This window comes from Streptomyces fildesensis, from assembly GCF_016107395.1.
GTDB classification, from domain to species: domain Bacteria; phylum Actinomycetota; class Actinomycetes; order Streptomycetales; family Streptomycetaceae; genus Actinacidiphila; species Actinacidiphila fildesensis.
Map to the genome: position 1 here is coordinate 574,303 of NZ_JAAIKO010000001.1, position 24,167 is coordinate 598,469.

19 protein-coding genes are annotated in these 24,167 nt (G+C 72.6%); 8 read left to right on the forward strand and 11 right to left on the reverse strand.

All coding sequences use genetic code 11. The features are described from left to right. The first annotated feature begins 3 nt into the window (after nucleotides 1-3). From C6N31_RS02510 to C6N31_RS02535, 6 genes are all read left to right on the forward strand, one after another. Nucleotides 4-999 carry a DUF4129 domain-containing protein gene (locus C6N31_RS02510; RefSeq protein WP_138352970.1) on the forward strand — a complete coding sequence of 332 codons (996 nt, stop codon included), beginning with the start codon at nucleotides 4-6 and terminating at the stop codon, nucleotides 997-999. Next, a complete protein-coding gene (locus tag C6N31_RS02515; RefSeq protein WP_138352969.1) occupies nucleotides 996-1,481 on the forward strand; it encodes a hypothetical protein in 486 nt (161 codons plus the stop codon). Before C6N31_RS02510 ends, C6N31_RS02515 begins: the two co-directional genes overlap by 4 nt. Before the next feature lie 220 nt (nucleotides 1,482-1,701). Then, nucleotides 1,702-2,721 (forward strand): AAA family ATPase, encoded by a 1,020-nt coding sequence (locus C6N31_RS02520; RefSeq protein WP_138352998.1) that lies wholly within the window; start codon nucleotides 1,702-1,704, stop codon nucleotides 2,719-2,721. Beyond that, nucleotides 2,718-4,133 carry a DUF58 domain-containing protein gene (locus C6N31_RS02525; protein WP_307811175.1) on the forward strand — a complete coding sequence of 472 codons (1,416 nt, stop codon included), beginning with the start codon at nucleotides 2,718-2,720 and terminating at the stop codon, nucleotides 4,131-4,133. Before C6N31_RS02520 ends, C6N31_RS02525 begins: the two co-directional genes overlap by 4 nt. After that, on the forward strand, nucleotides 4,130-4,759 hold the full coding sequence (locus C6N31_RS02530) for a hypothetical protein (RefSeq protein WP_198357074.1): 630 nt from the start codon (nucleotides 4,130-4,132) through the stop codon (nucleotides 4,757-4,759). The genes C6N31_RS02525 and C6N31_RS02530 overlap by 4 nt, the downstream gene beginning before the upstream one ends. Before the next feature lie 292 nt (nucleotides 4,760-5,051). Beyond that, on the forward strand, nucleotides 5,052-6,125 hold the full coding sequence (locus C6N31_RS02535) for a C40 family peptidase (protein ID WP_138352967.1): 1,074 nt from the start codon (nucleotides 5,052-5,054) through the stop codon (nucleotides 6,123-6,125). A 307-nt stretch (nucleotides 6,126-6,432) separates the two neighbouring features. Here the strand turns inward: C6N31_RS02535 and C6N31_RS02540 are convergent, their stop codons facing one another. After that, nucleotides 6,433-7,104: a LuxR C-terminal-related transcriptional regulator gene (locus C6N31_RS02540; protein ID WP_138352966.1), complete on the reverse strand. Its 672-nt coding sequence runs from the start codon at nucleotides 7,102-7,104 to the stop codon at nucleotides 6,433-6,435. Further along, nucleotides 7,101-8,381 carry an ATP-binding protein gene (locus tag C6N31_RS02545; RefSeq protein WP_138352965.1) on the reverse strand — a complete coding sequence of 427 codons (1,281 nt, stop codon included), beginning with the start codon at nucleotides 8,379-8,381 and terminating at the stop codon, nucleotides 7,101-7,103. Before C6N31_RS02545 ends, C6N31_RS02540 begins: the two co-directional genes overlap by 4 nt. A 231-nt stretch (nucleotides 8,382-8,612) precedes the next feature. Between C6N31_RS02545 and C6N31_RS02550 the strand changes: the two genes are divergently transcribed. Beyond that, nucleotides 8,613-9,917: a PspC domain-containing protein gene (locus C6N31_RS02550; protein ID WP_138352964.1), complete on the forward strand. Its 1,305-nt coding sequence runs from the start codon at nucleotides 8,613-8,615 to the stop codon at nucleotides 9,915-9,917. Between the two features lie 119 nt (nucleotides 9,918-10,036). Here C6N31_RS02550 and C6N31_RS02555 read toward each other — a convergent pair whose 3' ends face one another. From C6N31_RS02555 to guaA, 3 genes are all read right to left on the reverse strand, one after another. Next, nucleotides 10,037-10,582, reverse strand: coding sequence for a DoxX family protein (locus C6N31_RS02555; RefSeq protein ID WP_138352963.1), 546 nt, complete (start codon nucleotides 10,580-10,582; stop codon nucleotides 10,037-10,039). Between the two features lie 159 nt (nucleotides 10,583-10,741). Further along, nucleotides 10,742-11,560 carry a class II aldolase/adducin family protein gene (locus C6N31_RS02560; RefSeq protein WP_138352962.1) on the reverse strand — a complete coding sequence of 273 codons (819 nt, stop codon included), beginning with the start codon at nucleotides 11,558-11,560 and terminating at the stop codon, nucleotides 10,742-10,744. Between the two features lie 137 nt (nucleotides 11,561-11,697). Next, a complete protein-coding gene (gene guaA, locus C6N31_RS02565; protein WP_164297483.1) occupies nucleotides 11,698-13,293 on the reverse strand; it encodes a glutamine-hydrolyzing GMP synthase in 1,596 nt (531 codons plus the stop codon). Nucleotides 13,294-13,600: 307 nt separating this feature from the next. Between guaA and C6N31_RS02570 the strand changes: the two genes are divergently transcribed. Continuing rightward, nucleotides 13,601-13,912 carry a chorismate mutase gene (locus C6N31_RS02570; protein ID WP_138352960.1) on the forward strand — a complete coding sequence of 104 codons (312 nt, stop codon included), beginning with the start codon at nucleotides 13,601-13,603 and terminating at the stop codon, nucleotides 13,910-13,912. 534 nt (nucleotides 13,913-14,446) lie between these two features. On the opposite strand, the gene C6N31_RS02575 is transcribed toward C6N31_RS02570, so the two are convergent. The 6 genes from C6N31_RS02575 to C6N31_RS02600 form a co-directional block, all read right to left on the reverse strand. After that, the gene (locus C6N31_RS02575) at nucleotides 14,447-16,279 is read right to left on the reverse strand and encodes a GMC oxidoreductase (RefSeq protein WP_438817406.1); all 1,833 of its coding nucleotides are present in this window, start codon (nucleotides 16,277-16,279) and stop codon (nucleotides 14,447-14,449) included. Between the two features lie 75 nt (nucleotides 16,280-16,354). Further along, nucleotides 16,355-17,965 (reverse strand): succinic semialdehyde dehydrogenase, encoded by a 1,611-nt coding sequence (locus C6N31_RS02580; protein WP_138352958.1) that lies wholly within the window; start codon nucleotides 17,963-17,965, stop codon nucleotides 16,355-16,357. 131 nt (nucleotides 17,966-18,096) lie between these two features. Then, nucleotides 18,097-19,722, reverse strand: a complete 1,626-nt coding sequence (locus tag C6N31_RS02585) for a serine/threonine-protein kinase (RefSeq protein WP_232484673.1) — start codon at nucleotides 19,720-19,722, stop codon at nucleotides 18,097-18,099. Between the two features lie 49 nt (nucleotides 19,723-19,771). Further along, nucleotides 19,772-20,119, reverse strand: a complete 348-nt coding sequence (locus tag C6N31_RS02590; protein WP_138352957.1) for a hypothetical protein — start codon at nucleotides 20,117-20,119, stop codon at nucleotides 19,772-19,774. A 2-nt stretch (nucleotides 20,120-20,121) separates the two neighbouring features. Further along, nucleotides 20,122-22,080: a serine/threonine-protein kinase gene (locus C6N31_RS02595; protein WP_138352956.1), complete on the reverse strand. Its 1,959-nt coding sequence runs from the start codon at nucleotides 22,078-22,080 to the stop codon at nucleotides 20,122-20,124. Nucleotides 22,081-22,196: 116 nt separating this feature from the next. Continuing rightward, entirely contained in the window at nucleotides 22,197-24,107 is a 1,911-nt protein-coding gene (locus tag C6N31_RS02600; RefSeq protein WP_198357075.1) for a serine/threonine-protein kinase, read from the reverse strand. Nucleotides 24,108-24,167 lie beyond the last annotated feature (60 nt).

The following is a 24,167-nucleotide window of genomic DNA, read 5'->3' on the forward strand; positions in this document are numbered from 1 at the left end:
ACCTTGGCCCGGATCACCGGTCGGCCGGTCCTCCTGCTCGCCACCGCCGCGATCGGCGGTCTGGTCCTCGCGGCCGGTGCGCTGCGAGCGGGTGGCGGCCGGTCGGTGCTCGATCCGCCGGACGGCTCGGGCCCGCTCTCGTACCACGGCGGGTATCTGCTGCTGCTGGCCCTGGCGTGCGTGGTGGGCGGCGCGCTGCTCGCCGCGCGCTACCGCCGGGCCGTGCAGCACATCGACAGCCCGGACCCGGTGGCCGAACGGCTCAAGGACGCGGCGCTCCTGCTGCTGACCGCCGCCACCGCGGTGGTGCCCGTCGCCGTGCTGCTGAGCCACCGGAGCAGCCCGGCCGGCACGGAGCCGCGGACCGACCAGAGCCTCCCCACGGAGACGGCGAGCGGGCCGCCCGTCACCGAGGCACCGACACAGCCGCCGTCCTCCACCGGGCAGGCGACCGCCGGATCGTCCTTCGATCTGTTCCATCTGCTGCTCGTCGTCGGAGCGGTACTGGCCGCGGTCGTGGTCGTCGTCGCGCTCGTCCGCTGGCTGCGCTGGTACCTGGCGGGCAAGGCCGGACCCGGCCTCCAACTGATCCCCGGCAACCCGGACAGCGCCGAGAGCGCGCTGGCCGGCGCCGTCGACTCCGGCCGCCGGGCCCTGCACGGTGAGGACGCCCGTGCCGCGGTGATCGCCTGCTACGCGGCGATGGAGACCACCCTCGCCCGGTCAGGGATCGCCCGGCTCGAATCCGACAGCCCGACGGACCTGCTGCACCGCGCGGTCGCCGGCGGGACGCTGACCGGGACCGCGGCCGGGGACCTGACCCAGCTCTTCCGCGAGGCGCGGTACTCCAGCCACCCGATGGACGACGGCCATCTGCGGCGGGCCGGCACCGCCCTCGACACGATCGCGGCCCAACTGGCCGCCGTGGAAGCCCCGGAGGCCGTGCCAGCCGTAGGAGTAGCGACCACCGGCGACCGGGCCCCGGCGGGCGACCGGTGACCCCCGGCTCCACGCGCCACACGCTGCTCGTGCTCGGCACGGTCGCGGCCGGCACCGAGGCCGCCCTCGCCCTGGCCGGCGGATTCGCCGCGGCCGGCACCGGCGCCGTGCTCATCGCGGCGGTCGCCCTGCTCACCGCCCGCTACGCGACGGGCTTCGACTCCCAGGACCACGGCTACCGCAGACCGGTCCGGCTGCTGGGCAGCAGAACACCCCGGCTGGGCGACTGGGGCCGTGCGGTCGCCCAGGGGATGTCGTCCGAGGACGGTTTCACCCACACCCTGAGACCCGGCCTCCAACGCCTGTACGCGGCCCGGCTCGCCGAACGGCACGGGATCTCGCTGCGCGCCCAGCCCGACCGGGCCGCCGCCGTCGTCGGCCCCGAGCTGTGGCCCTGGATCGATCCCCACCGGCCCGCCCCGGAGGGCACCATCCCGGCACAGGTCCTGCGGGCCGTCGTCGACCGCCTCGACGAGCTGTGACGGTGACCGCCGACCCCCTCGGAACCACTGAACCGCCGAACGTCCTCCCAGGAGCACCGTGACGACCATTCAGCCGGCCCAGCCCGCCGCTCAGCCCAGTTCCGCCCAGGCCCCTTCCGCTCAGCCCAGTTCCGCCCAGGCCACTTCCGCCCCGGCCCCCGCCACCAAGGTTCCTGCTCAGGCATCCGCCGCTCGGTCCGCCGCCGCGTCCCCGGCCGCCCTGACGCCGCGCGAGGCCGGAGAACGCGCCCGCCAGGTGCTCACCGAGATCGAACGCGCCGTGGTCGGCAAGCCCGACTCCCTCGAACTGGTCATGCTCGGCGTCCTCGCCGGCGGCCACATCCTCATCGAGGACCTGCCGGGACTCGGCAAGACCCTGCTCGCCCGCTCCTTCGCCACCGCGCTCGGACTCGACTTCCGCCGGGTCCAGTTCACCCCCGACCTGCTGCCCTCCGACGTGTCCGGAGCGCCCTTCTACGACCAGCGCAGCGGCGAGATGGTCTTCCGGCCAGGACCGCTCTTCACCCATCTGCTGCTCGCCGACGAGATCAACCGCACACCCCCCAAGACCCAGGCGGCGCTGCTGGAGGCGATGGCCGAGGCGCAGGTCTCGGTCGACGGCGTCACCCGGCGGCTGCCCGAGCCGTTCGTGGTCATCGCCACCGCCAACCCGATCGAGTACGAGGGCACGTACAGCCTGCCTGAGGCCCAGTTGGACCGCTTCCTGCTGCGGGTCAGGATGGGTTACCTGCCGCCCCGCGACGAGGCGTCGATGCTCCGCATCCGGCTCGACCGGGCCGCCCCCGAAGCCGTACTGAACACCCTCAGCACGCCCGCCGAGGTGCTCGCCATGCGCTCCAGCCTGGAGAGCGTCGAGGTGGACGACGATCTGATCGCGTACGTCGTCGCCCTCATCGGCGCGACCCGTGCCCATCCGCAGATCCAGGTCGGCGCCTCGCCGCGCGGCGGACTCGCGCTCGTACAGCTGGCCCGCGCCCGCGCGGTGCTCGACGGCCGCGACTACGTCACCCCGGAGGACGTGAAGGCGCTGGTCGTCCCGGCCCTCGCGCACCGCGTCACGCTGCGGCCCGAGTTGTGGGTGCGGCAGATCAACGCCGACGACGTCATCGCCGAACTCGCGCGGTCCGTACCGGCGCCGCAGACCCTGCCCGAGGACAAGCGCTCCGACGGCGCCGAGGACAGGCCCGGCGCGTTCCGGCGCCCGGCAGCGCGGCCGTGACCGCGGACCGACAGCCGCCGGGCCGGCCCGCAGCCCGCCCGGTCGCGGTCCCCACGCACATCGCGCGGGCACTGGGCGGCTCCCCGGACGCCACCGCCGGCGAGGCGGCGGAACCGGCCGAACCGCCGTCCCCGCCGCCGCCCGGCTGGCGGGCCGGCGAGCGCGCCCTGCGGCTGCTCACGGTGGCCGCCGTGGCGGCCGCCGCCGCGCTCCTCACCGGCCACGCGTGGCTGCTGGCGCTGGCCGCGGGCCCGGTCGTCCTGCTCGTACTCGCCGGGCCGGGAGCGGTGGGGGGAGCTGTGCTGACGTCCGGCCGGCCGAGCCGGCTGAGCGCCGCCGTCGAGACCGGGCCGGGCCGCTGCTTCGAGAACGAGGACATCGCCGTCCGCATCCGGCTGGACTTCGACGGCGCCGCGGGCTGGATCGACCCGGGCATCACCCTCGGGCCGGGCGTCGAGCTGACCTCGCTCGCCGTGGCCGGCCCCGTCGTCGAACTCGCCCTCACCGCCCGCCGCTGGGGTCGCTGGAGCCTGGGCACCGTCGATGTGGACGTCTACGACACCGGCGGGCTCGCCCGTCGCACCGTGCGGGCCGAACTCGGTGAGATCCAGGTCTTCCCGGTGCCCACCCAGGCCTCTCTCACCCCCATCCCGGTCCGGCTGCCGGACCGCCTCGGCGAGCACACCGCCCGGCAGAACGGCGACGGCATCGAGGTCGTCGGGGTGCGCCCGCACATCTGGGGCGAACGGCAGCGGCGCATCCACTGGCCCTCGACCACCCGGCGCGGCAGCATCCAGATCAACCAGTTCGCCGCCGAACGCACCGCCGACACCGTCGTGCTGGTCGACGCGCTCGTCGACTTCATCGACCCCGCGACCAGGGCCTCAGGACTCGACGAGACGGTGCGCGCCGCGGCCGGCCTCACCCGCGCCTATCTGCGCAGCCACGACCGGGTCGGCCTGGTGTCGATCGGCGGCACGCTGCGCTGGCTGCAACCGGGCTCCGGCGGGGGCTACTTCTACCGGATCGTCGAGAGCGTGCTGGAGGTCCGCAAGGACCTCGGCTACTCCGTCCCCGCCCTCCAGCGCCTGCCGCCGCCCGCGCTGCCCCGCGGCGCCCTCGTCTACGCGATCACCCAGCTCGCCGACGAGCGGATCCTCGAAGTGCTGGGCGATCTCGCGCAACGCGGCAACCCTCTCGTCGTCATCGAGATCCCGACCGGCGCCCCGTACATCGCGCCCGGCGACACCGTCGGACACCTGGCCCGGCGGCTCTGGCTCGCCGACCGGGCGGCGATGCGGTTCGCGCTGCGGGAACGCGGCATCCCGGTCGTCGCCCAGTCGGCCGGCAAGAGCCTCGACCTCGCCCTCGCACCGTTGCTCCGCACCCGAATCCAGGGCAGGACCCGATGACTCCCTCCCTGTCCCCGGAACCCGCCACGGTGTCCTCGTCCCCGTCCTCCGCCATGACCCTCCCCCAGGTCCCGGTCCGGCCGGTGCGCGGCCTCGGCGTCGCACTGGCGCTCGCGGCCTGCGATCCGGCCGTCACCGGCTCCCCCACGATGGGCGACGTACTGACGCCGCTCGCCGCGGTCGTGCTGGCCTGGTGGGCGGCCCCGCCGCTCGTCCGGCGCCCGGTCCAGTACTCGGCCCGTAAAGCCGCGCTGCTGTCCCAGCACCGCAACACGGTCTTCGCCGTCGGCTGCGTCGTCCTCGCCGCGTTCAGCGCGCCGCCCGTCTGGCTGGCGTCGTGCGTCACGGCCCTGCTGCTGACCTATCTCCTCATCGTCGACGCCTGCGCCGCCGGCCCGGCGGGCATCCGCCAGCTGCGCTCGCGCCACATCCCGCTGACCGCGTACGGCGCGAGCGGCCTGGTCCTCTTCGCCGCGTTCGCCCCCTCCGACGGCAGTGCCTGGGGCCCGGCGGTCGCGGTGTCCGCCGTGTGCGCCGCGGCGTACGCGGTCGGAACGGCTCTGTGGCCGCGCAGGCCGCGGAGATCGGCCACGCCCCATAGCAGGGACGAGTCGCCCACGGAGTGACAACTGCCCCATCGGTCAAGGCCGTTCTGCAAGTGGCCATGTCACCCGTCGAACACTGATCAATGACGATCACCCAACGGCCGATTGGGACCAGACCTGCTCTACGCCGTACTCCTCCGTACCCCCCAGGTTTAGCGTCCTCCTCCAGGTGGCCGAACCCCACTGCCGTCGGACCCGACGGCACGGCCACCCCCGCCGAAGATCCGGCGGTGTTCCGCTTCCCCGTGCGGACGCCGCCGGATCGAGGTCTCAGCAGGCGGGCACCAGCTAGGCACAAAGGAGTGACGGCCGCGTGGCGTCGCACAGAAAGCCCAAGCAGCGCTCACTCACCGGAACCACCGCACGAACCGCGGCCACCCTCGCCATGGCGGGAGCCGCGTCGGTCAGCGCCTTCGGCGAGACCGGCCACGCCGACCCGCAGCTCAGCGTCGGCGAGGTCAAGACCCGGGTCGACGCCCTGTACGAGCAGGCGGAACAGGCCACCGAGCAGTACAACGGCGCCAAGGAGGCGGCCGACACCGCCCGCGCCGACGTGGGCAGGCTCCAGGACGAGATGGCCCGCAAGACCGCCCGGTTCAACGCCACCCGCGACCAGATCGGCGCCATCGCCGCCGCGCAGTACCGCTCGGGCGGCATCGACCCGGCCATGCAGCTCGCCCTGGACTCCACCCCCGACACATATCTCGAACGTGCCGCCCTCATCGACCAGGTGAGCGGCCGGGAGGCCGACATCCTGCGCACCCTCGGCGAGCAGCAGCGGGAGATCACCACGACGCACGACGCGGCGGACGCCAAACTCGCCGCCCTCAGCGACGCCCAGACGAAGCTCGCGGAGCACAAGCTCACCATCGAGACCAAGCTGCACGACGCCCAGGTCCTCCTGGACCGCCTCACGGCCGCCCAGCGGGCCAGTGTGGACGACGGCGGCGACGACACCGGGACGACATCCGGCACTCAGCACGCCGACCGCTCCACCGACCGCGTCCCGATCGCCCCCGGCGCCGTCCAGGCACCCTCCGCCCGCGCCGCCCAGGCCGTCGCCTTCGCCTACAGCGCCCTCGGCCTCCCGTACGTCTGGGGCGCCACCGGACCGTCCTCCTACGACTGCTCCGGCCTCACCCAGGCCGCCTGGAAGGCCGCGGGCGTCTCGCTCCCCCGCACCACGTACACCCAGATCAACGCCGGCCAACGCGTCTCCGAGTCCCAACTCCAACCCGGCGACCTGGTGTTCTTCTACTCCGGCATCAGCCACGTCGGCCTCTACATCGGCAACGGCCAAATGATCCACGCCCCCCACCCGGGCGCCCCGATCCGCATCGCCCCGATCAACGAAATGCCCTTCGCGGGCGCGAGCCGCCCGTCGTGAGTACGGCCCCTGCGAACGCTGCTCGGGGTCAGGTGCGGCAGGTGGGGCGGCGCGGCGTGGGCGCGTTCGTCCCGTACCACCGGCCGCTCGGGTGGTTCTGACGGCGGATCAGCCTGGGGTGCGCGGAAACCGTTCTTCCCATGGGCCGAGAACTGGGCCGACAGCACCAGCCAGACCGTCTTGGTACCAGGTCCGGCTCTCCGACCTGGTCATCGACGGCCTCGCGGACCCGGCCCCGGCCGCCTGAGCCGTAGGGCCGCGTCCGCGCCGAGGCCGTTGAACCCGACGGCCTCGGACCCGCCGGCCCTCAGACCAGGCGCCGTGCCGTCGCCCACCGCGTCAGCTCGTGCCGGTTGGAGAGCTGCAGCTTTCTGAGCACCGCCGAGACATGGGACTCGACCGTCTTCACCGAGATGAAGAGCTGCTTGGCGATCTCCTTGTACGCGTAGCCGCGCGCGATGAGCCGCAGCACTTCCCGTTCCCGCTGGGTGAGGCGGTCCAGGTCCTCGTCGACCGGCGGGGCGTCCGTCGAGGCGAAGGCGTCGAGGACGAAGCCGGCCAGCCGCGGGGAGAAGACGGCGTCGCCGTCGGAGACCCGGAAGATGGACGACACGAGATCCGGCCCGGTGATGGTCTTGGTGACGTAGCCACGCGCGCCGCCGCGGATGACGCCGATGACGTCGTCGGCGGCGTCGGAGACCGACAGCGCCAGGAAGCGGACCGGCCGCTCCGCGTCGCCCATGAGCGGTGCGCAGCGCCGCAGCACTTCGACACCGCCGCCGCCGGGGAGGTGCACGTCCAGGAGGACGACCTCGGGACGGGTCGCGGTGATGACCGTGACGGCCTGGTCCACGTCGGCGGCCTCGCCGACGACCTCGACACCCGTTCGTTCGGTCTCGCCGATCTCGGCCTGTACACCGGTCCTGAACATCCGGTGGTCGTCGACGAGCACGACCCTTACGCGTCGGTCCTCAGTCATGACGCCACCCTCTCCATTTCGAGTTCCACTTCCGTGCCCCCGCCCGGTGCGCTGCGCAGGCGCGCCTCGCCGCCGTTCCGCTGCATCCGGCCGATGATCGACTGCCGGACGCCCATGCGGTCGTCCGGCACCTGGTCGAGGTCGAATCCGGGCCCCCGGTCCCGTACGGACACGAAGACCTTGCGCTCCTCGACCTCGGCGTACACCTGAACCGCCTCGTCGCCACCGTACTTGGCCGCGTTCACCATTGCCTCGCGTGCGGCTGCCATCTGTGCGACCAGATTGTCGTCCAGCGGGCAGTCACCGACGCAGACCACCTCGACGGGCACCCCGTGGGCGTCCTCCACCTCGGCGGCGGCCTTGCGTACGGCGTCGGCGAAGTTCGTCGGCTCGTCCTCCTTGCCGGTGCCCTCCGGCCGGTACAGCCAGGCCCGCAGCTCGCGCTCCTGGGCGCGGGCGAGGCGGGCGACCTCGCGCGGGTCCTCGGCGTTGCGTTGGATGAGGGTGAGGGTGTGCAGTACGGAGTCGTGGACGTGCGCGGCGACTTCGGCACGCTCCTGGGCCCGGATACGCATCAGCCGCTCGGCGGACAGGTCCTGGGTCAGACGTACGAGGTAGGGCCCGGCGATCAGTGCCACCCCGACCAGCACGGCGAGCGCCGCCTGCAGGATGCCGCCGAGGTGGCTGCCGGAACTGCGCACCACGAGGAAGCCGGTGACCCCGGCCCCGACCAGCAGCACACCGGCGGCGCCACGGGCGATCGGCCAGAACCGTTTGCCCTGGCTCATCTCGACCCAGCGGCTGCGGCGGGCGTTGTCGGCCTGCCGCCAGACGAGGGCGACGCCGAGGCCGATGACGAGCAGCGGCCAGATCGCGGCGTTGGCCGCGCCCAGGTTCAGATTGCTGACGAGGACGCCGAGGCCGATGAACAGCGCGATGAGCGCGAGGATCTGGCCCTTGTCGGGCCGCCGTCCGGCCAGCCAGGACTTGGCGTCGCGCGGCTCCTTGGCCTCGCTCACCCCGCCGACGCCGAGCGGCACGAAGAACCAGAAGAGCGCGTAGAGCAGGATGCCGAGGCCGTTGAACGTCGCGAGCACCACGAACACCACACGCACCCACGACACCGGCAGCCCGAGGTGCCCGGCGAGCCCGCGCGCCACTCCGCCGATCATCCGGCCCTCGGAGCTGCGGTAGAGCTTGCGCGCCAGCGGGTCCGCCGGGTCGGGCGGTTTTAGGTAGGACGCGCCCGTCGCAGGAGCAGGGGTGGTGGCTGGCATACCCCGATCGTCACACGCCGGGGCCGCCCGGGGCATCAGGGTTCCTCCCGGAGGTCACCCTGACCCCCTGGGACCAGGGGCCCGGGTGGCCAGGTGCCCAGGGGCCCGGGTGCCCCAGGCCCCACCCGGACCGGGTGATGGGTCGGAAGCCCGGCCCCTGGGGGCCGGCTCAGGGATCGGCCAGGGTTGTACCTGGTGCCGGAGAGTGCCCGCGGCCGCCACCATGGAGGCATGACGCAGGACAGCAGGCCGGCCTTCGAGGCCGAGGCCGACGCCACCCCGGATCTTCCGGACTCACCGGAGCCCCCGGCCCGGCGCCGCATCGTTCGCAGCCGCCGCCGGGTGGTCGCGGGTGTGTGCGACGGCGCGGGCCGCTACTTCGAGCTCGATCCGGTGATCTTCCGGATCGTGCTCGCCGTGCTGTCGCTCACCGGCGGTATCGGCCTGATCGTCTACGGCATGGCCTGGCTGGTCATCCCGCAGGAGGGCGAGGACCAGAGCGAGGCGCACCGACTGCTGTCCGGCCGGGTCGAGGGGACGGCGCTGACCGCCGTGCTCGTCGCGCTGGTCGGCTGCGGCCTGTACGCGTCGATGCTCGGCAACGGCACCGACCAGGGGTTCTCGATCCTGCTGCTGGCGGCCGTGGTGGGCGCCGTCTACTGGTCGCAGCAGCGCCGCCGGGCCCAGCTCGACGGCGAGGCGAGCGCGGTGGCGGCCGGTCCGGCCGCCGACGCCCCGCCGGCCGCGCAGGCGCCGCCGAGCCCCGTGACCCCTTCGTGGTGGCGCGATCCGCTGACCAAGGACTTCTCGGCCGGCGTGAGCAGCTCCACGGGCTACCTGTGGGGGCCGGACGACGGCCCGTACCAGGAGCAGGACCGCAAGGCCTGGCGGGCCAGGAAGTCCGCCGCCCGGCGGGAGTCGTCCTGGCTGGGAGTGCTGGCGTTCTTCGTTGCGCTGATGGCGGGCGCGGTCGGTACGGCGGCGGCCTGGCACGGGCACCCGCTCGGGACGGCCCTGGAGATCGGGCTGGCGTCCGCGCTGGCCGTCTTCGGGCTGGCGTTCGTCCTGAGCGCCTGGACCGGCCGGGCGAGGGGCGGTACGGCCTTCTGGGCCGTGCTGACGATCGCGCTGCTGGTGGGTGCCGCCGCGGTTCCCAAGAGCATGACCACCGAGTGGGCGACGACGGACTGGCGGCCGGTGGCCGTCTCCGACCTCCAGCCGCACTACGAGCAGGGCACCGGACACGGCCTGCTCGATCTGACCGCGCTGCCGCTCGGCGGGAAGACCGTCACGACCAAGCTGGAGGTCGGCGCCGGCCGGGCCGAGGTCCGGCTGCCGAGGAACGCCACCGTGCGGCTCAACTACCAGATGGGCTTCGGCGAGGTGCAGCTGCCGGGCAAGGTCAACCACGGTGTGGACCTCAGCTCGGACACGCGCAGCCAGGTGGTCTTCGAACCGGACGCGGGCATCCCGTCGACCGGCACGATCGAACTCGACGTCGAGGTGGGCGCGGGACAGATGAGGGTGGTCCGGTGAAACGGCATGGATTCGAGCCCGCGTCCCTCGTGATGGGACTGGTACTGCTGGGCCTCGCGGCGGTGTTCCTGCTGGACGCCGCCGGCGGCTGGGATCCCTCCCGGCCGCTGACGGTGGCCCTAGCGGCGGGCGGTCTGGCCTGCGCCGCGGTGACGTCGGTGATCAGCCGCCTGGTCCGACGGCGGCAGCGGGGCGACACCGGACCGGCGGCGTGAGGCGATGAGCCCGTCGGCGGACAGCAGCGGGGTGCCGGCGAGGATCAGCGGCAGCCAGGCCATCAGGTACACTAGGTCGTTGCCGTAGTAATAGGGATCGGTGGCCCAGCTGACCGTCAGCCACAGGCTGAGCGAGATCGCTGCGCCGCCGAGCGCGGCGAGGCGGCCGAACAGGCCGATCAGTATGCCGATGCCGACGGCCAGCTCACCGAAGGCGATGGCGTACCCGAAGGCGTGCGGCGCCTTGAGCGCGAGATCGACCATCTGCGGGATCGCCGCGCTGTCACGCACCGCGTGCAGGGTGCCGACCAGCGATCCCGGCGCGGAATCGGTGAGGAACACGGAGCCGGTGAGCTTGTCGAGCGACGCGTAGACGAAGGTGACGCCGAGGAAGATCCGCAGCGGCATCAACGCATAGCGCGACGCGGTCTCCCGCCAGATTCGGAGCATGCTGTCCCGCCTCTCCCGTCGTACGCGCCCCCCAGGAATGGAAACGATTCTTCACGTACGACTCTCTCACCGGGTGGTACGTAGACCGCAAGGATCCGACTCAGTTCCCGGCGAATCCGGCCGGATCCCCGCCCGGTCCCACCGCGGCCGGCCCCGCGGCTAGCCGAAGAGATCGGGCTCGCTGCGCGAGATCTGCTGGTAGAGCGGCTGATAGTTGATCCAGGCGACGAGATCGTTGCCCAGCTGGCCACGGGTGTGGACGGCGCTCTCGTGGTCGATCAGCACCGGCTTCCCGGCCGCCCGGGCGGTCAGCTGCACCTGGCAGGAGCGCTCCATCGTGATGAACCACCACGCCGCCGCGTCGACCGAGTCGCCGACCGTCAGCAGCCCGTGGTTGCGCAGGATGACGGCCTTGTGCGGCCCGAGCGCCTCCGCGATGCGGCGGCCCTCCTCCTCGTCGACCACGACGCCCGTGTAGTCGTCGAACAGCGCGTGGTCCTCGTAGAACGCGCAGACGTCCTGGGTGATCGGGTCCAGCAGCTCCCCGAGCGACGACAGCGCCCGCCCGTACGTCGAGTGGCTGTGCGCGGCGGCGATCACGTCCGGGCGTGCCTGGTGCACCTGCGCGTGGATCGCGAAGGCCGCCTGATTGACGTGGAAGCGGCCCTCGACGACCTGGCCCGCGTGGTTGACCAGGATCAGATCGCTGACGGTGACGAGCTTGAAGCTCATCCCGAACGGATTGACCCAGAAATGGTCGGTGAACTCCGGGTCGCGCGCCGTGATGTGCCCGGCCACGCCCTCCTCGAACCCGAACCGCCCGAACAGCCGTAGCGCGGCCACCAGCCGTTCCTTGCGGTGCTGCCGCTCGTCGTCGGTGTTGGTGAACGTCTGCGGCAGCGCGAAGTGCAGCTGCTCGGTGGGTATCGGCTGCGGCGGCGTGCGCCCTTGCGAGGGCTGCGGGAGGAAGTCGGCCATGCAGCGGAAGCTACCGCGCGGTAAGCGAGAAGAACAGAGTGCGGAGCGGGTCAGGGAACGACGGCGCCGCCCCTCCCAGCAGGCAGGAGGGGCGGCGCGGCGGCCGTGCGGGACACGGTCCAGGGCTCAGCGGGAGGTCACTCCCACTCGATGGTGCCCGGCGGCTTGCTCGTCACGTCGAGGACGACGCGGTTGACGTCGGCGACCTCGTTCGTGATGCGGGTGGAGATCTTGGCGAGGACGTCGTACGGCAGCCGCGACCAGTCGGCGGTCATGGCGTCCTCGGAGGAGACCGGGCGCAGCACGATCGGGTGACCGTAGGTGCGGCCGTCGCCCTGGACGCCGACCGAGCGGACGTCGGCGAGCAGCACGACCGGGCACTGCCAGATCTCCCGGTCCAGGCCGGCCGCGGTGAGCTCCTCGCGGGCGATGAAGTCCGCCTCGCGCAGCAGGTCCAGGCGCTCCTTGGTGACCTCGCCGACGATGCGGATGCCGAGGCCGGGACCGGGGAACGGCTGGCGCTGGACGATCTCCTCCGGCAGGCCCAGCTCCTGGCCGACCATCCGGACCTCGTCCTTGAAGAGCTTGCGCAGCGGCTCGATCAGCTCGAACTCGATGTCGTCGGGGAGCCCGCCCACGTTGTGGTGCGACTTGATGTTGGCGGTGCCGGTACCACCGCCGGACTCGACGACGTCCGGGTACAGGGTGCCCTGCACCAGGAAGGCGACGTCCTCGCCGGCCGCGCCCGCCTCGGCGACGAGCTCGGCCTGGGCCTGCTCGAAGACGCGGATGAACTCACGGCCGATGATCTTCCGCTTGGTCTCCGGGTCGGTGACGCCGGCGAGCGCGGTCAGGAAGCGCTCCTCCGCGTCGACGACCTTCAGCTGGACGCCGGTGGCCGCGACGAAGTCCTTCTCGACCTGCTCGGACTCGCCCTTGCGCTGCAGCCCGTGGTCGACGTACACGCAGGTCAGCTGGGAGCCGATGGCCTTCTGCACGATGGCCGCGGCCACCGAGGAGTCCACGCCGCCGGAGAGCCCGCAGATCGCGCGCTTGGTGCCGACCTGGGCGCGGATCGCCGCGACCTGCTCCTCGACGACGTTCGTCGTCGTCCAGTCCGGCGCGATGCCCGCACCGCGGTACAGGAAGTGCTCCAGGATCTGCTGGCCGTGCGTGGAGTGCAGCACCTCGGGGTGGTACTGGACGCCGTACAGCTTGCGGGCGTCGTCCTCGAAGGCGGCGACCGGTACCACGTCGGTGGAGGCGGTGACGGCGAAGCCGGCGGGCGCCGCCGAGCACGCGTCGCCGTGCGACATCCACACCGACTGCTCGGTGGGGGTGCCCTCGAAGAGCGTCGAGCCGGGCTTGCTGACGGTCAGCGCGGTGCGGCCGTACTCACGGGCACCGTTATCGTCGACGGTGCCGCCGAGCGCCACCGCCATCAGCTGGAAGCCGTAGCACATGCCGAAGACCGGGACCCCGGCCTCGAAGATCGCCGTGTCGAGCGAGGGGGCGCCCTCGGCGTAGACCGACGACGGACCGCCGGAGAGGATGATCGCCTTCGGGTTCTTCGCGAGCATCTCGGCCACCGGCATGGTGCTGGGGACGATCTCGCTGTAGACCCGGGCCTCGCGGACGCGTCGGGCGATGAGCTGGGCGTACTGCGCTCCGAAGTCCACTACCAGGACGACGTCCGGGGTGTGGTCGGGGGCGGCTGGGGTCGCTGATGCCACGGGCGGCCTTCCGGCGTTATGTACGAGGGATCGGACCCTGATTCTACCGTTTCCACGAGGGCGCTCCCGTCTCACCATCCGGTCGCCGGCTGGCTACCCGGCGTGCTCGTCGCCATACTGGTCCGCATGTCCTCGAACACGCACTACGCGATCTTCGCGTTTACCTATGGCACCGGCTGGTCCGGCTGCCATGGTCGTGCTGCTTGAGCTACTGACAAGCGACTTCCCAGGCGCCCCGGACCTTTCGGTCCGGGGCGTCTGTCGTCTCCGGGCCCGGTCCGGCCCAGTCATCACAGGAGACATCACGATGAGCACCCAGACGGCAGCAGTCACCACGGCCCCCGCTCCCGCCGGGACCGGAGCACGCACGGACGAGGCGGTGGCCCTGATCACGGGGGCGCGCGGCCGGATCGACGATCTCGACACCCGGATCATCGCGCTGGTCACGGAACGGATGGCGGTCTCGGCGGAGATCCAGCGGGCCCGCATCGCGTCGGGCGGCCGGCGGGTGAGCCTGTCCCGCGAGATGGAGGTGCTGAACCACTTCAGCGATGAGCTGGGCCGGCCCGGGACGACCCTCGCGATGACCCTGCTGGAGCTGTGCCGCGGCCGCGTGTGACGTTTCTGCGGATCGCCCGTTCGGGCGGCATCACCCGTACGGCACGTGACCGGCCCGGGGGCCCCTTCGTTGGATGGGGTGTCCGTGCCAGCCAGGGGCGGTCGACCACAACCACGCGTGGACGAACAGGATGCCGCTCAGACGCAGCTGGGCGGGGTATCAATTCGGAGCGATGAGGCCTGCCCATTCGTGCGGCAGGCCGTGGGACCTCGCTCCGGGCTCCGTGACCGGGCAGCAGGGGACAGCTGCTCGGTCGCAACTCCAAAGAGGCGGTCGGCTCCCAGGACGCTGGGATCCGGCCGCTCTGCGAAACCCACCCTACTCATCCGCGCCCCCGGGAACGGAGTACCGACGCCCGATCGGAGTACGGCCTGTCCTCCCCGGCCGGCGCGGTGTCCGGCGTCCCCGTCCGGTGACATACCTCACGCCGCCACAGGTCGCGCCCGGACCTGCTGCGCCCGGACCTGCTGCGCCCGGACGTCTCCACTCGAACCCTTCTCCACTCGGACCCTTCCCCCTCGGACCCTCTTCCGCTCAGACGTTCTTCGGCGGGATCGGCGGCACGGGCAGCAGCGGCAGTCGCAGCGCGGCGAACGCGTCCTCCGGGACGGCCGGGGTCCGCGGCTCCACCGCCGGCAGGCGGACGTAGGCCTCGCCCTGCGTCGGGCGGGTGTCCTCGTCCCCGTTGTTGGGCCAGAACGACATCGCCCGCTCGGCCTGCGCGGTGATCGTGAGCGAAGGGTTCACCCCGAGGTTGGCGGAGACGGCGGCGCCGTCGACGACATGAATGCCCGGGTGCCCGTAGAGCCGGTGGTACGGGTCGATCACGCCGTGCTCGGCGTCCTCGCCGATGGCGCAGCCGCCGAGGAAGTGGGCGGTCAGCGGCGTCCCCATGAGCTCGCCCACGTTGCTGCCCGCGAAGCCGTTGATCTCCTCGGCGATGAGCCGCGCCGCCTCGGCGCCCTCGGGGATGTGCTCGGGGTTGGGCGCGCCGTGGCCCTGCTTGGCCGTGAGCAGTCCCTTGCCCAGGCCCTTGGGCTTGCGGTACGTGGTCAGCGAGTTGTCCAGCGACTGCATGACCAGGCCGATGATGGTGCGCTCCGACCAGCGGCGGTTGGACAGCGAGCGGAGCGTGAGCATCGGGTGGCGCGCGCAGGCCGCGGCGAAGGCGATCCCCTTGGGGGCGCGGGTGCCGTGCGGGACCTGCAGGATGGTGAGGGCGCCCATGGAGTTGGAGCCCTTGCCGTAGCGGACCGGCTCGATGTGGGTGTTGTCGTTGGGGTGGATCGAGGACGTGATCGCGACGCCCTTGGTGAAGTCGACCTTCGCCGCGCCGTGCGCCTTGCGGTAGCGGCGGTTGTCGGTCTGGGCGCCGACCAGGGCCTCGGAGTTGGTGCGGGTGAGCTCGCCGAGCCTCGCGGAGATGCCCGGGAGTTCGCCCGCGTCGCGCATGGTGTGCAGCAGCGTCTGGGTGCCGTACGTGCCGGCGGCGACGACGATCTGCCGGGCGCGCAGCACGGTTCGCTTGCCCTTGCGCTTCTTGTCGGTGGGCGCGGTCGCGACACGGTAGCCGCCCGCGGGGTCCTCGGAGAGGCCGACGACCGTCGTCATGGGGTGGATGACGGCGCCGGCCTGTTCGGCGAGGTGCAGGTAGTTCTCGTTGAGGGTGTTCTTGGCGCCGTGCCGGCAGCCGGTCATGCACTCACCGCACTCGGTGCACGCGCGCCGGGACGGGCCCGCGCCGCCGAAGTACGGGTCGGCGACCTCGCCGCCCGGCTCGGCCTTCGCCTCTCCGCCGGCGTCCTGGCCGTCCCCGAAGAAGACGCCGACCGGCGCCATGTGGAAGGTGTCACCGACGCCCATCTTCTCGGCGGCGGCCTTCAGGTGCACGTCGGAAGGGGTGAGCGTGGGGTTGAGCCGGACGCCGAGCATGCGCTGGGCCTGGTCGTAGTACGGCTTGAGCTCCGCCTGCCAGTCCGTGATGTGGCCCCACTGGCGGTCGTCGAAGAACGCCTTCGGCGGCACGTACAGGGTGTTGGCGTAGTTCAGCGATCCGCCGCCGACGCCCGCGCCGGCCAGCACGAGGACGTTGTTCAGCAGGTGGATGCGCTGGATGCCGTAGAGGCCGAGCGACGGCGCCCAGAGGAAGTTGCGGACGTCCCAGGAGTTCTTGGGCAGCGTCTCGCGCGTGAAGCGGCGCCCGGCTTCGAGTACGCCGACGCGGTAGCCCTTCTCCGTGAGGCGCAGCGCGGACACCGAGCCCCCGAAGCCGGAGCCGATGACGATGACGTCGTAGTCGTAGCCGGGCAGGTCACGCGACACAGGTTCCTCCGTAGCGGATGTTGCCTTCGAACTGCCGTCAGAAATGCCGTCACACAGGCCGTCGCACAGGGCCCTCACACAGACCGGCCCCATGCCGTCGCCGGCGCCGCACTCGGTGGGTCAGCGCAGCCGGAACACCTTCATCGCGCGCAGCGAACGGCTCATGAAGGCGGCGTACTTCTCGTCGTCCATGCCCATCGACGGCGCCATCGGCAGCAGCCGCTGCGTCGCGACGGTCTGCGCCTCGGTGAACTTGAGGATGCCCTCGGAGCCGTGCCGGCGGCCGAGTCCGGAATCCTTCATGCCGCCCATCGGCGCCTGGACGCTGCCGTACGCGGGGGCGTAGCCCTCGTTGACGTTGACGGTTCCGGAGCGCAGCCGCGCGGCGATGCGGCCGCCGCGGCGGGTGTCCTTGGTCCAGACGGCCGAGTTGAGGCCGTACGGGGTCGCGTTGGCGCGCTCGACGGCCTCGTCCTCGTCGCGGAAGCGGTAGATGGAGACGACCGGGCCGAAGGTCTCCTCGGTGCAGACCGACATCGGCGCCTCGACCCCGTCCAGGATCGTCGGCTCGTAGACGTAGGGGCCGATGTCCGGGCGGGCCTGGCCACCGGTCACGACGGTGGCGCCTTTGGAGCGGGCCTCGTCGACGTGCCGGCTGACGGTCTCCAGCTGGCGCTCGCCGGCCAGCGAGCCCATGCCCGCGCCGAAGGCGAGGGCCGTGCCGAGCTTGAGCGCCTTGGTGCGGGCGGCGAACTTCTCCAGGAAGGCGTCGGCGACGGTCTCGTCGACGAAGAGCCGCTCGATGGAGACGCAGAGCTGACCGGCGGAGGCGAAGCAGGCGCGGACGGCGCCTTCGGCGGCCTTGTCGAGGTCGGCGTCGCGCAGCACGAGCATGGCGTTCTTGCCCCCGAGTTCGAGGGAGACGCCGATCAGCCGGGCGGCGGCGCGCTGGGCGACCTCGCGGCCGGTACGGGTGGAACCGGTGAAGGAGACGTAGTCGGCGTGCTCGACGAGGGCCGGGCCGATGACCGGGCCCTCGCCGATCACGATCTGCCAGACGTCGGCGGGCAGTCCGGCCTCGATGAGCTGCTCGCGCGCCCACAGGGCGGTGAGCGCGGTCTCGGTGTCGGGCTTCATCACGACGGCGTTGCCCGCGGCGAAGGCGGGGAGCGCGTCACCGACCGACAGCTCGAACGGGTAGTTCCAGGGCGCGATCTGCCCGACGACGCCGCGCGGCTGGCGCAGCTCGACCACCTTGGTCAGGACGGGAACGGCACCGCCGTGACCCTTGGGCTTGAGGTACGCGGGGGCCCGGCGCCCGTAGTGGCGGGCGGACATGACGACGGCCTGGACCTCTTCGTGGGCGTGCAGCCGGGCCTTGCCGGTCTCCAGCTGGATGAGGTCGAGGACCTCGCTCTGCCGGCTGAGCACCAGGTCGTGGAAGCGCAGCAGCACGGCGGCGCGCTGCCGTACCGGCGTGGCGGCCCAGGCGTGCTGGGCGGCGCGGGCCCGCTCGAAGGCGGTGGCGACCTCGTCCGGAGTGGCCTCCGGGAGGTCGGCGAGCTTCTCGCCGGTGAGCGGGGTGTGGTTGCTGGTCCGGCCGCTGCCGATGACGCCACGCGTGAGCCGCGCGACGAGGTCGGGGGTGACGACGTCCTGGGCTCCTCTGGCGGTGGTGGGGGCCGCCGGGTTGCCGTCGGTGGGGCGCGTGGTGCCGAGCGAGTCCGTCATATCGGCGAGATTACGGCTGATGGGCGCCGCTGGGTACCCATCAGTAGCTACTTTTCACCTGACGAGCACAATTAAGCCAGCAATCGCTGGCGCGATCTTGATTTCCGCAGCTCAGAGCATGCCGCGCCCGCTCAGCGCGGGGTGAAGGTGTTCCGCGCCGTGTCGAAGGTCTGCCGTCCCTGTTCCGACTTCTCCACCGGCGACGAGACCCACATGTCGTACTGCCGCCCGTTCCCGGTCCAGCACAGGTCGAACGTACGGCGCGCGCCGCCGCCCGGGTAGCCGTCCCAGGTGAACTCCCAGAGCGCGGCGGGTCCGCCGTCCTTCGTCGTCCCGGTGACGAAGCCGTCCCGGTACCCCTTGTACGCGGCCGCGCCCGAGCGGTGCTGCGCGGTCATCACCGCCATCGGGCCGCTCGGGTCCGGCTTCTCGTTGCGGACGCCGAACCGGAACTCCTTGCCGGGCGAGTAGTAGTAGATCCGCGGCGGATCGACCGACCGGTCGTAGCCGTCGGGGAGCACGACGGAGAAACCCGACGAGTCGGTGACGGTACGGAATCCGGCCGGGACCGGGGTGGGGGTCGGTGTGACGGGCGGCGTGGTGTGCGCGGACGTCGGAGGGGGCGAGGAGGGTCGCGTCGCGGTGTCCGCGCTGCCGTCGGCACCGTTCATCGTCAGCACGGCGGCGGCCACGCCACCCCCGACGACCAGCGCGAGCAGCGCGCCCACCAGCACTCCCCTGCGGGACTTCCGGCCCGTGGAGGACGCGAGCTCGGACGCGACAGGGAACGGGGAGGGGGTCAGGGGCGGGGTCGGGTCCTGAGCCGGTTCCATGCCGGGATCCGGCGGGACCACGGTGTCCTGGGCGACGGTCGGGACGTGTCCCGTGTCGGTCGCCTCGCCGGTCTCGGCGTACGTGCGCAGCCACAGCTCCGCCGCGAGCGCTCCCATCCGGCGGCCGGTGTCGCGCTCCAGCAGCGCGGAGACCACCGGCAGCAGCGGGCCGGCGCTGGCGGGCGGGCGGATCTCGTCGTAGACGACGGCGTGCAGCACCCCGCCGATCGAATCGCGGCGGAACGGCGAGTGCCCGTCGACGGACGCGCACAGCAGCACGCCCACCGACCACAGGTCGGACTCCGGCCCCGCCACCGCCCCGGACATCCGCTCCGGCGAGGTGTACTCGGGCGAACCGACGAACACCCCGGTCTCGGTCAGCGTCGTCGTTCCCGACACCCGCGCGATCCCGAAGTCGGTGAGCACGACCCGCCCGGTGTCCCGCTCGATCAGGACGTTGGCCGGCTTGATGTCCCGGTGCAGCACCCCGCGTTCGTGCGCGGCATGCAGCGCGCCCGCCACCGCGGCGCCGATCCGGGCCGCCTCGCGCGCATCCACCGGACCGTCCTTGGCGAGCACGTCGGACAGCGAGCGGCCGTCGATCAGCTCCATCACGATCCACGGCCGGCCGTCCTGCTCGACCACGTCGTGCAGGACGACGACATGCGGATGCCGGATCTGCGCCACACTCCGGGCCTCGCGCAGCGCGCGGTCCCGGTACAGCTGCTGCTCGGCCTCGGACAGATCCTCGTTGAAGTGCAGCTCCTTGACCGCGACCTGCCGGTCCAGCAGCTCGTCGGTCGCCCGCCACACGGTGCCCATACCGCCGCGGCCCAGCCGCCCGGTGATCCGGTACCGGCCGGCGACGGGTCCCGGCAGGCCGGACCGATACGGGGACATGCCGTGTCCCCCGTCGCTCGCCATGCGCCCATCATGCCGCACGGGCCCGCGGCCTTGTCCGCGGACCGACAGGTCAACGGAACCGCTGCGGCAGCCGGCCTTCCTCCCACAACGCGTCCAGCCTGCGCAGAAACGCGTCGAAATCCCGCGACAGGGCGTCCCGCTCCGTCGCGGACAGCTCCTGGAGCGGATCGTCGAAGCCGAGGTCCCCGAGATCCGGCCCGGTCCACCCCTTGTGCCGGCGGCAGGAGGCACACCAGCTGTAGGTGATCAGCACCGGCCGCGCCGGCGCTCCCCGGCGGTCGACATACGTGCGCACCGCCTGCTGCCCGCACGCGGGACAGACCCGCTCGGCAGGATCGTCGACGAACCGCGCCCCGGCCAGCAGCTGCTCCACCTGACCCGAGTCGAACTCCTGCACGTTCAGCCCGCCGGGCGGTACGTCTCGGCGGCCTTGTCGAAGATCCGCTGGACGTCGGCCCGCTGGTCGTCCGGGCCGATCACCAGGACCAGGTGGTACTTGCCGTCCTGGAGCAGCGCGAGATTGCGGGCGTAGACCTGGTGGCCGCTGCCGTCGCGCCAGCTGTACTCGCCCTCCGCCGCGGGCGATCCGCCCACGTCGAGCGTCCGGAGCGCGCCGGCCGAGGCCCATTGCGAGGCGCGGAACGGGGCCAGTTCGGGTTCGTTCGACTGGTACGCCATCGGGTCGCTGCCCGCGTCGGACGCCGCGTCGCGGCCGGGGACCACGATCAGCTGGAAGTCACCGCCGGTGTACCGGATCTGGTCCTGGGCGTTCTTGCCCTGCCGCTGCCAGCCGGTGTGCACGGCGACCGTGAAGCCCGCGTCGTCCGTGCGCAGCACGAAGTCGCCGCCGAGATCGGTGGCCGGCGGGGCGCTCGTCGCCGGGGGCCGGGTGCTGGGCGGCGGCTTCGCGGACGTCGGTGCGGTGGTCGGCGCCTTGCTGCCGGTCTTGCCGTCCGAGCCGGAGCCCGGCATCTGCGCCGGGACGGTCCGGGTCGTCGCACCGGCCTGGCTGCCGTCGTCGGTGGTGTTGTGCGGCATCATCACCAGCGCGTACGCCACCACCGCGACCAGCAGGAGCAGCACGAGGATGAGCAGCCGCGCGCCCAGGCTGCGCGGGGCCCGTTCCTTCGACGTCTTCTGCTGCGGCCCCTTCGTCCGGGTCGGCTGCGCCTGGTTCACCTGCCGGGCGGACCGCTCCTGCTTCGCCCGCGCATGGCGCCGGTGGGTCGTCCCGGACAGCCCCTCGGCGGAGGCGGCCGCGGCCGCCGCGGACCTGCGGCGGCGGACCAGCTCGCCCCGGCGCCGGACGATCGGCAGCTTGCGGGGATCCGTCGGGACCGGCACCGTCCGCAGGCCCAGGTCGGGTTCGGGCGCGGACCGGATCAAGGAGCGCAGCCAGCCCTCCAGTTCGTCGAAGTCCGGGCGCTCCTCGGGATCGGGGCGCAGCAGCGACTCGACGATGGGCCGCAGCGGTCCGCTCTCCTCGGCGAAGGCGGGCGGTTCCGCGCAGACCAGCTGGACGAGCTCCGGGGTGCTCTCCTCGGGGAACGGCGGGTGGCCCTGGACGCTGCGGAAGAGCAGCGAGCCCAGCGCCCACAGGTCGGCCGCGGGGCCGACGGGCGGCGCCAGCTGCCAGTTCTCATGGACGGGGGTGGCCTGTTCCGGTGCCCAGCGCTCGGTGACCGGGCCGACGACGGTGATGCGGGCCTGCCGGGCCCGCTCCTGCTCCAGCGCGGAGTCGGGTCCGCCCCAGCCGGCGCCGTTCCCGCCGGCCATCACCTCGGCCGGGACCGGGTCGTAGCCGCAGAGCGCCTCCTGCGCGGCACCGGCCGCCAGGCCGGACAGCATGGCGCGGCCGTCGTCGCAGACCAGGACGGTGCTGGCGGTGACGTTGCGGTGGGTCCAGCCGTAGGCGTGCAGGACGCGCAGCGCCACCAGCACGTCCGAGGCGACCTCGGCGGCGCGGTAGTGGCCGAGCCGCTTGTCGACGAGTAACGACGCGAGCGGCCGGGCGTTGACGAGCTCGCTGGCGATCCAGAGGCTGCCGTCCTCGACGAAGATGTCGAAGACCTGCACCAGGCGCGGGTGATCGGGTATCGCGGCGGCGGCCCGCGCGGCGTCCAGCGCGCGCTGCGCGCTGTCGCTCGTGCGGTCCTGGCCGTGGCCCGGCTGGTCACCGTACGGCCCCGGCCCCATCAGTTCCGCGCTGACGATCTCCGGCAGCAGCACCTGGCGGACCAGGACCTCCTGGCCGCTGTACGTGTCGAAGGCGCGCGTTTCGACCAGTTCGTACTCGTCCGCGGGTGGCCGGGGCAGGCGGTAGCGGTCGGCGAGTACGCGACCCGCGTATTCGTCCACGACGCCTCCCCAAAAGCGTCAGATCCGGTCCGGTCCGGATGGAATCTGGCTGCGGACAGTCCGCGAGCTTTCACGATACGTGCCGGAGGCATGCCCCGTGACCCGCTCTGCGCAGATCAGTTGGACGGCTTGAAGGTGGCGAAGAACGTCTGGCGCATCTGCACGATGGCGGGGGTGTCCCACTGGTCGGCGGGCGCGGAGAACATGATGGCGAAGCCCTGGTGATCGTTGACGACGAACCCGCGGTTCAGGACCCGGCCCTTGAGGCCGCCCTTCTCGGTCCGCAGGAAGTCCCAGTCGGCGGCGCTGGGGTAGCCGTTGAAGGCGACGTTGCCGATCGACACCCGGTGGTAGCCGCTGCTGGCGGAAGCCACCGCGGACTCGTGCGCGAACCAGTCGGCCGCCGCGTTGTTGCCCGGCTCGTCGGTGAAGTCGATCTGCACGCGCGGGAAACCGCCGTCGGCGCTGAATATGAAGCTGTCGGCGCCCGCGCTGCCGGTCTTCTTCCAGCCCGCGGGCAGCGCGATGGAGAAGTGGCCCGCGGTCACGACGTTGTAGCCGGCCGGCACCTTGTTGTCCGTGCCCGCCGGCGGGTTCGCGCCGCCCGTGCCCGCGGTGGTACCCGCGCTCGTGCCGGCCGTGGTGCCCGCGCTCGTCGCCGCGCCCGGGTTGGTCGACGGCTGCTGTCCGGTGCCGCCGGTGCTCCCCTTCGGGGTGGTCGGCGCCGTCTTGCCGTCGCCCGTCTTGCCCGGGGCGGAGGACGCGGAACCCGGCTTGGAGTCGGGCGCGTTGTCGCCGTCCCCGCCGTTGGCCAGTGCGAAGCCGATCGCGGTGCCGATGACGGCGAGGGCGACGGCGACGAGGGCGATGAGCAGCACCCGGCGCGGTACGACGTCGGTGATCGGCGCGCGCGGCGCCTTCGGCTTGGTGCCGGGCTCCCCCGGCTCGGCCGCCGGTCTCGGCTTCGCTGCCTTCGCCGCCTTCGCCGCCTTTGTCGCCTTGGCTGCGGTGGCGGTACCGGCGGCCGTGGCGGCGCCGCGCACCGAGCGCAGCGCGTTGCGGACCCGGGCCTGGTCGGCGGCGGCCTTACGGGTGGCGGGCGGTGCGTCGGTCGGGGTGGGCTGCGGGTCCGGGGGCAGCGCGATGGTGCGGGTCGCGGAGGCCCCCGCGTCGAGCGCCGGACCGGCCGGGTGCTGCGGCGCGTGGGCGACGCGGGTGAGCAGGGTGCGGACGCCCGCGTCGTCCAGGCGCTCCGCCGGGTCCTTGATGAGCAGGCCGTGGATGGCGTCCGCGAGCGCGCCCGCGTTCTCCATGGGGCCGACCGGCTCGGTCATGACGGCGGTCAGGGTGGCGATGGCCGAGCCCTTGTCGTAGGGCGGGCGGCCCTCGACCGATGCGTAGAGCAGGGCGCCGAGCGACCACAGGTCCGCCGGCGGGCCCGGCTTCTGGCCGCGGGCGCGCTCCGGCGAGATGTACGAGGGGGCGCCGACGAGCATGCCGGTCGAGGTGACGGAGGGGTCGCCGTCGATCTGCGCGATGCCGAAGTCGCTGAGCACCACGCGGCCGTCGTCGGCGATGAGGACGTTGGACGGCTTGACGTCGCGGTGGAGGATGCCCTCCTTGTGCGCGGCCTTCAGCACGTCGAGCACGACCAGGGCCACCTCGGCGGCGCGCTTGGGCGTCAGCGGGCCGTCCTCACGGATGGCGTCGGACAGCGAGCGGCCCTCGACCAGTTCCATGACGATCCACGGCCGGTCGTCCTCCTCGACGACATCGAACACGGTGACCGCGCCGGTGCCGCGGATCCGCGCGGTGGCCTTGGCCTCGCGCAGGGTCCGGGTGACCAGCCGGCGCTTCTCGTCCTCGTCGACATTTCCGGGGAAGCGCAACTCCTTGACGGCGACGGTCCGGCCGAGGGTTTCGTCCTCCGCGCGCCAGACCGTTCCCATGCCGCCCTTGCCGAGGACCTCGCCGAGCCGGTACCGGTCGGCGAGGAGACGTCCGTCGGTGCCTTGCGCCTGGCCCATGAATTCCCCTGCGGTCACTGGTGATGTGGGTCCCATCATCGCCGACCGGAGGCCTCGGAA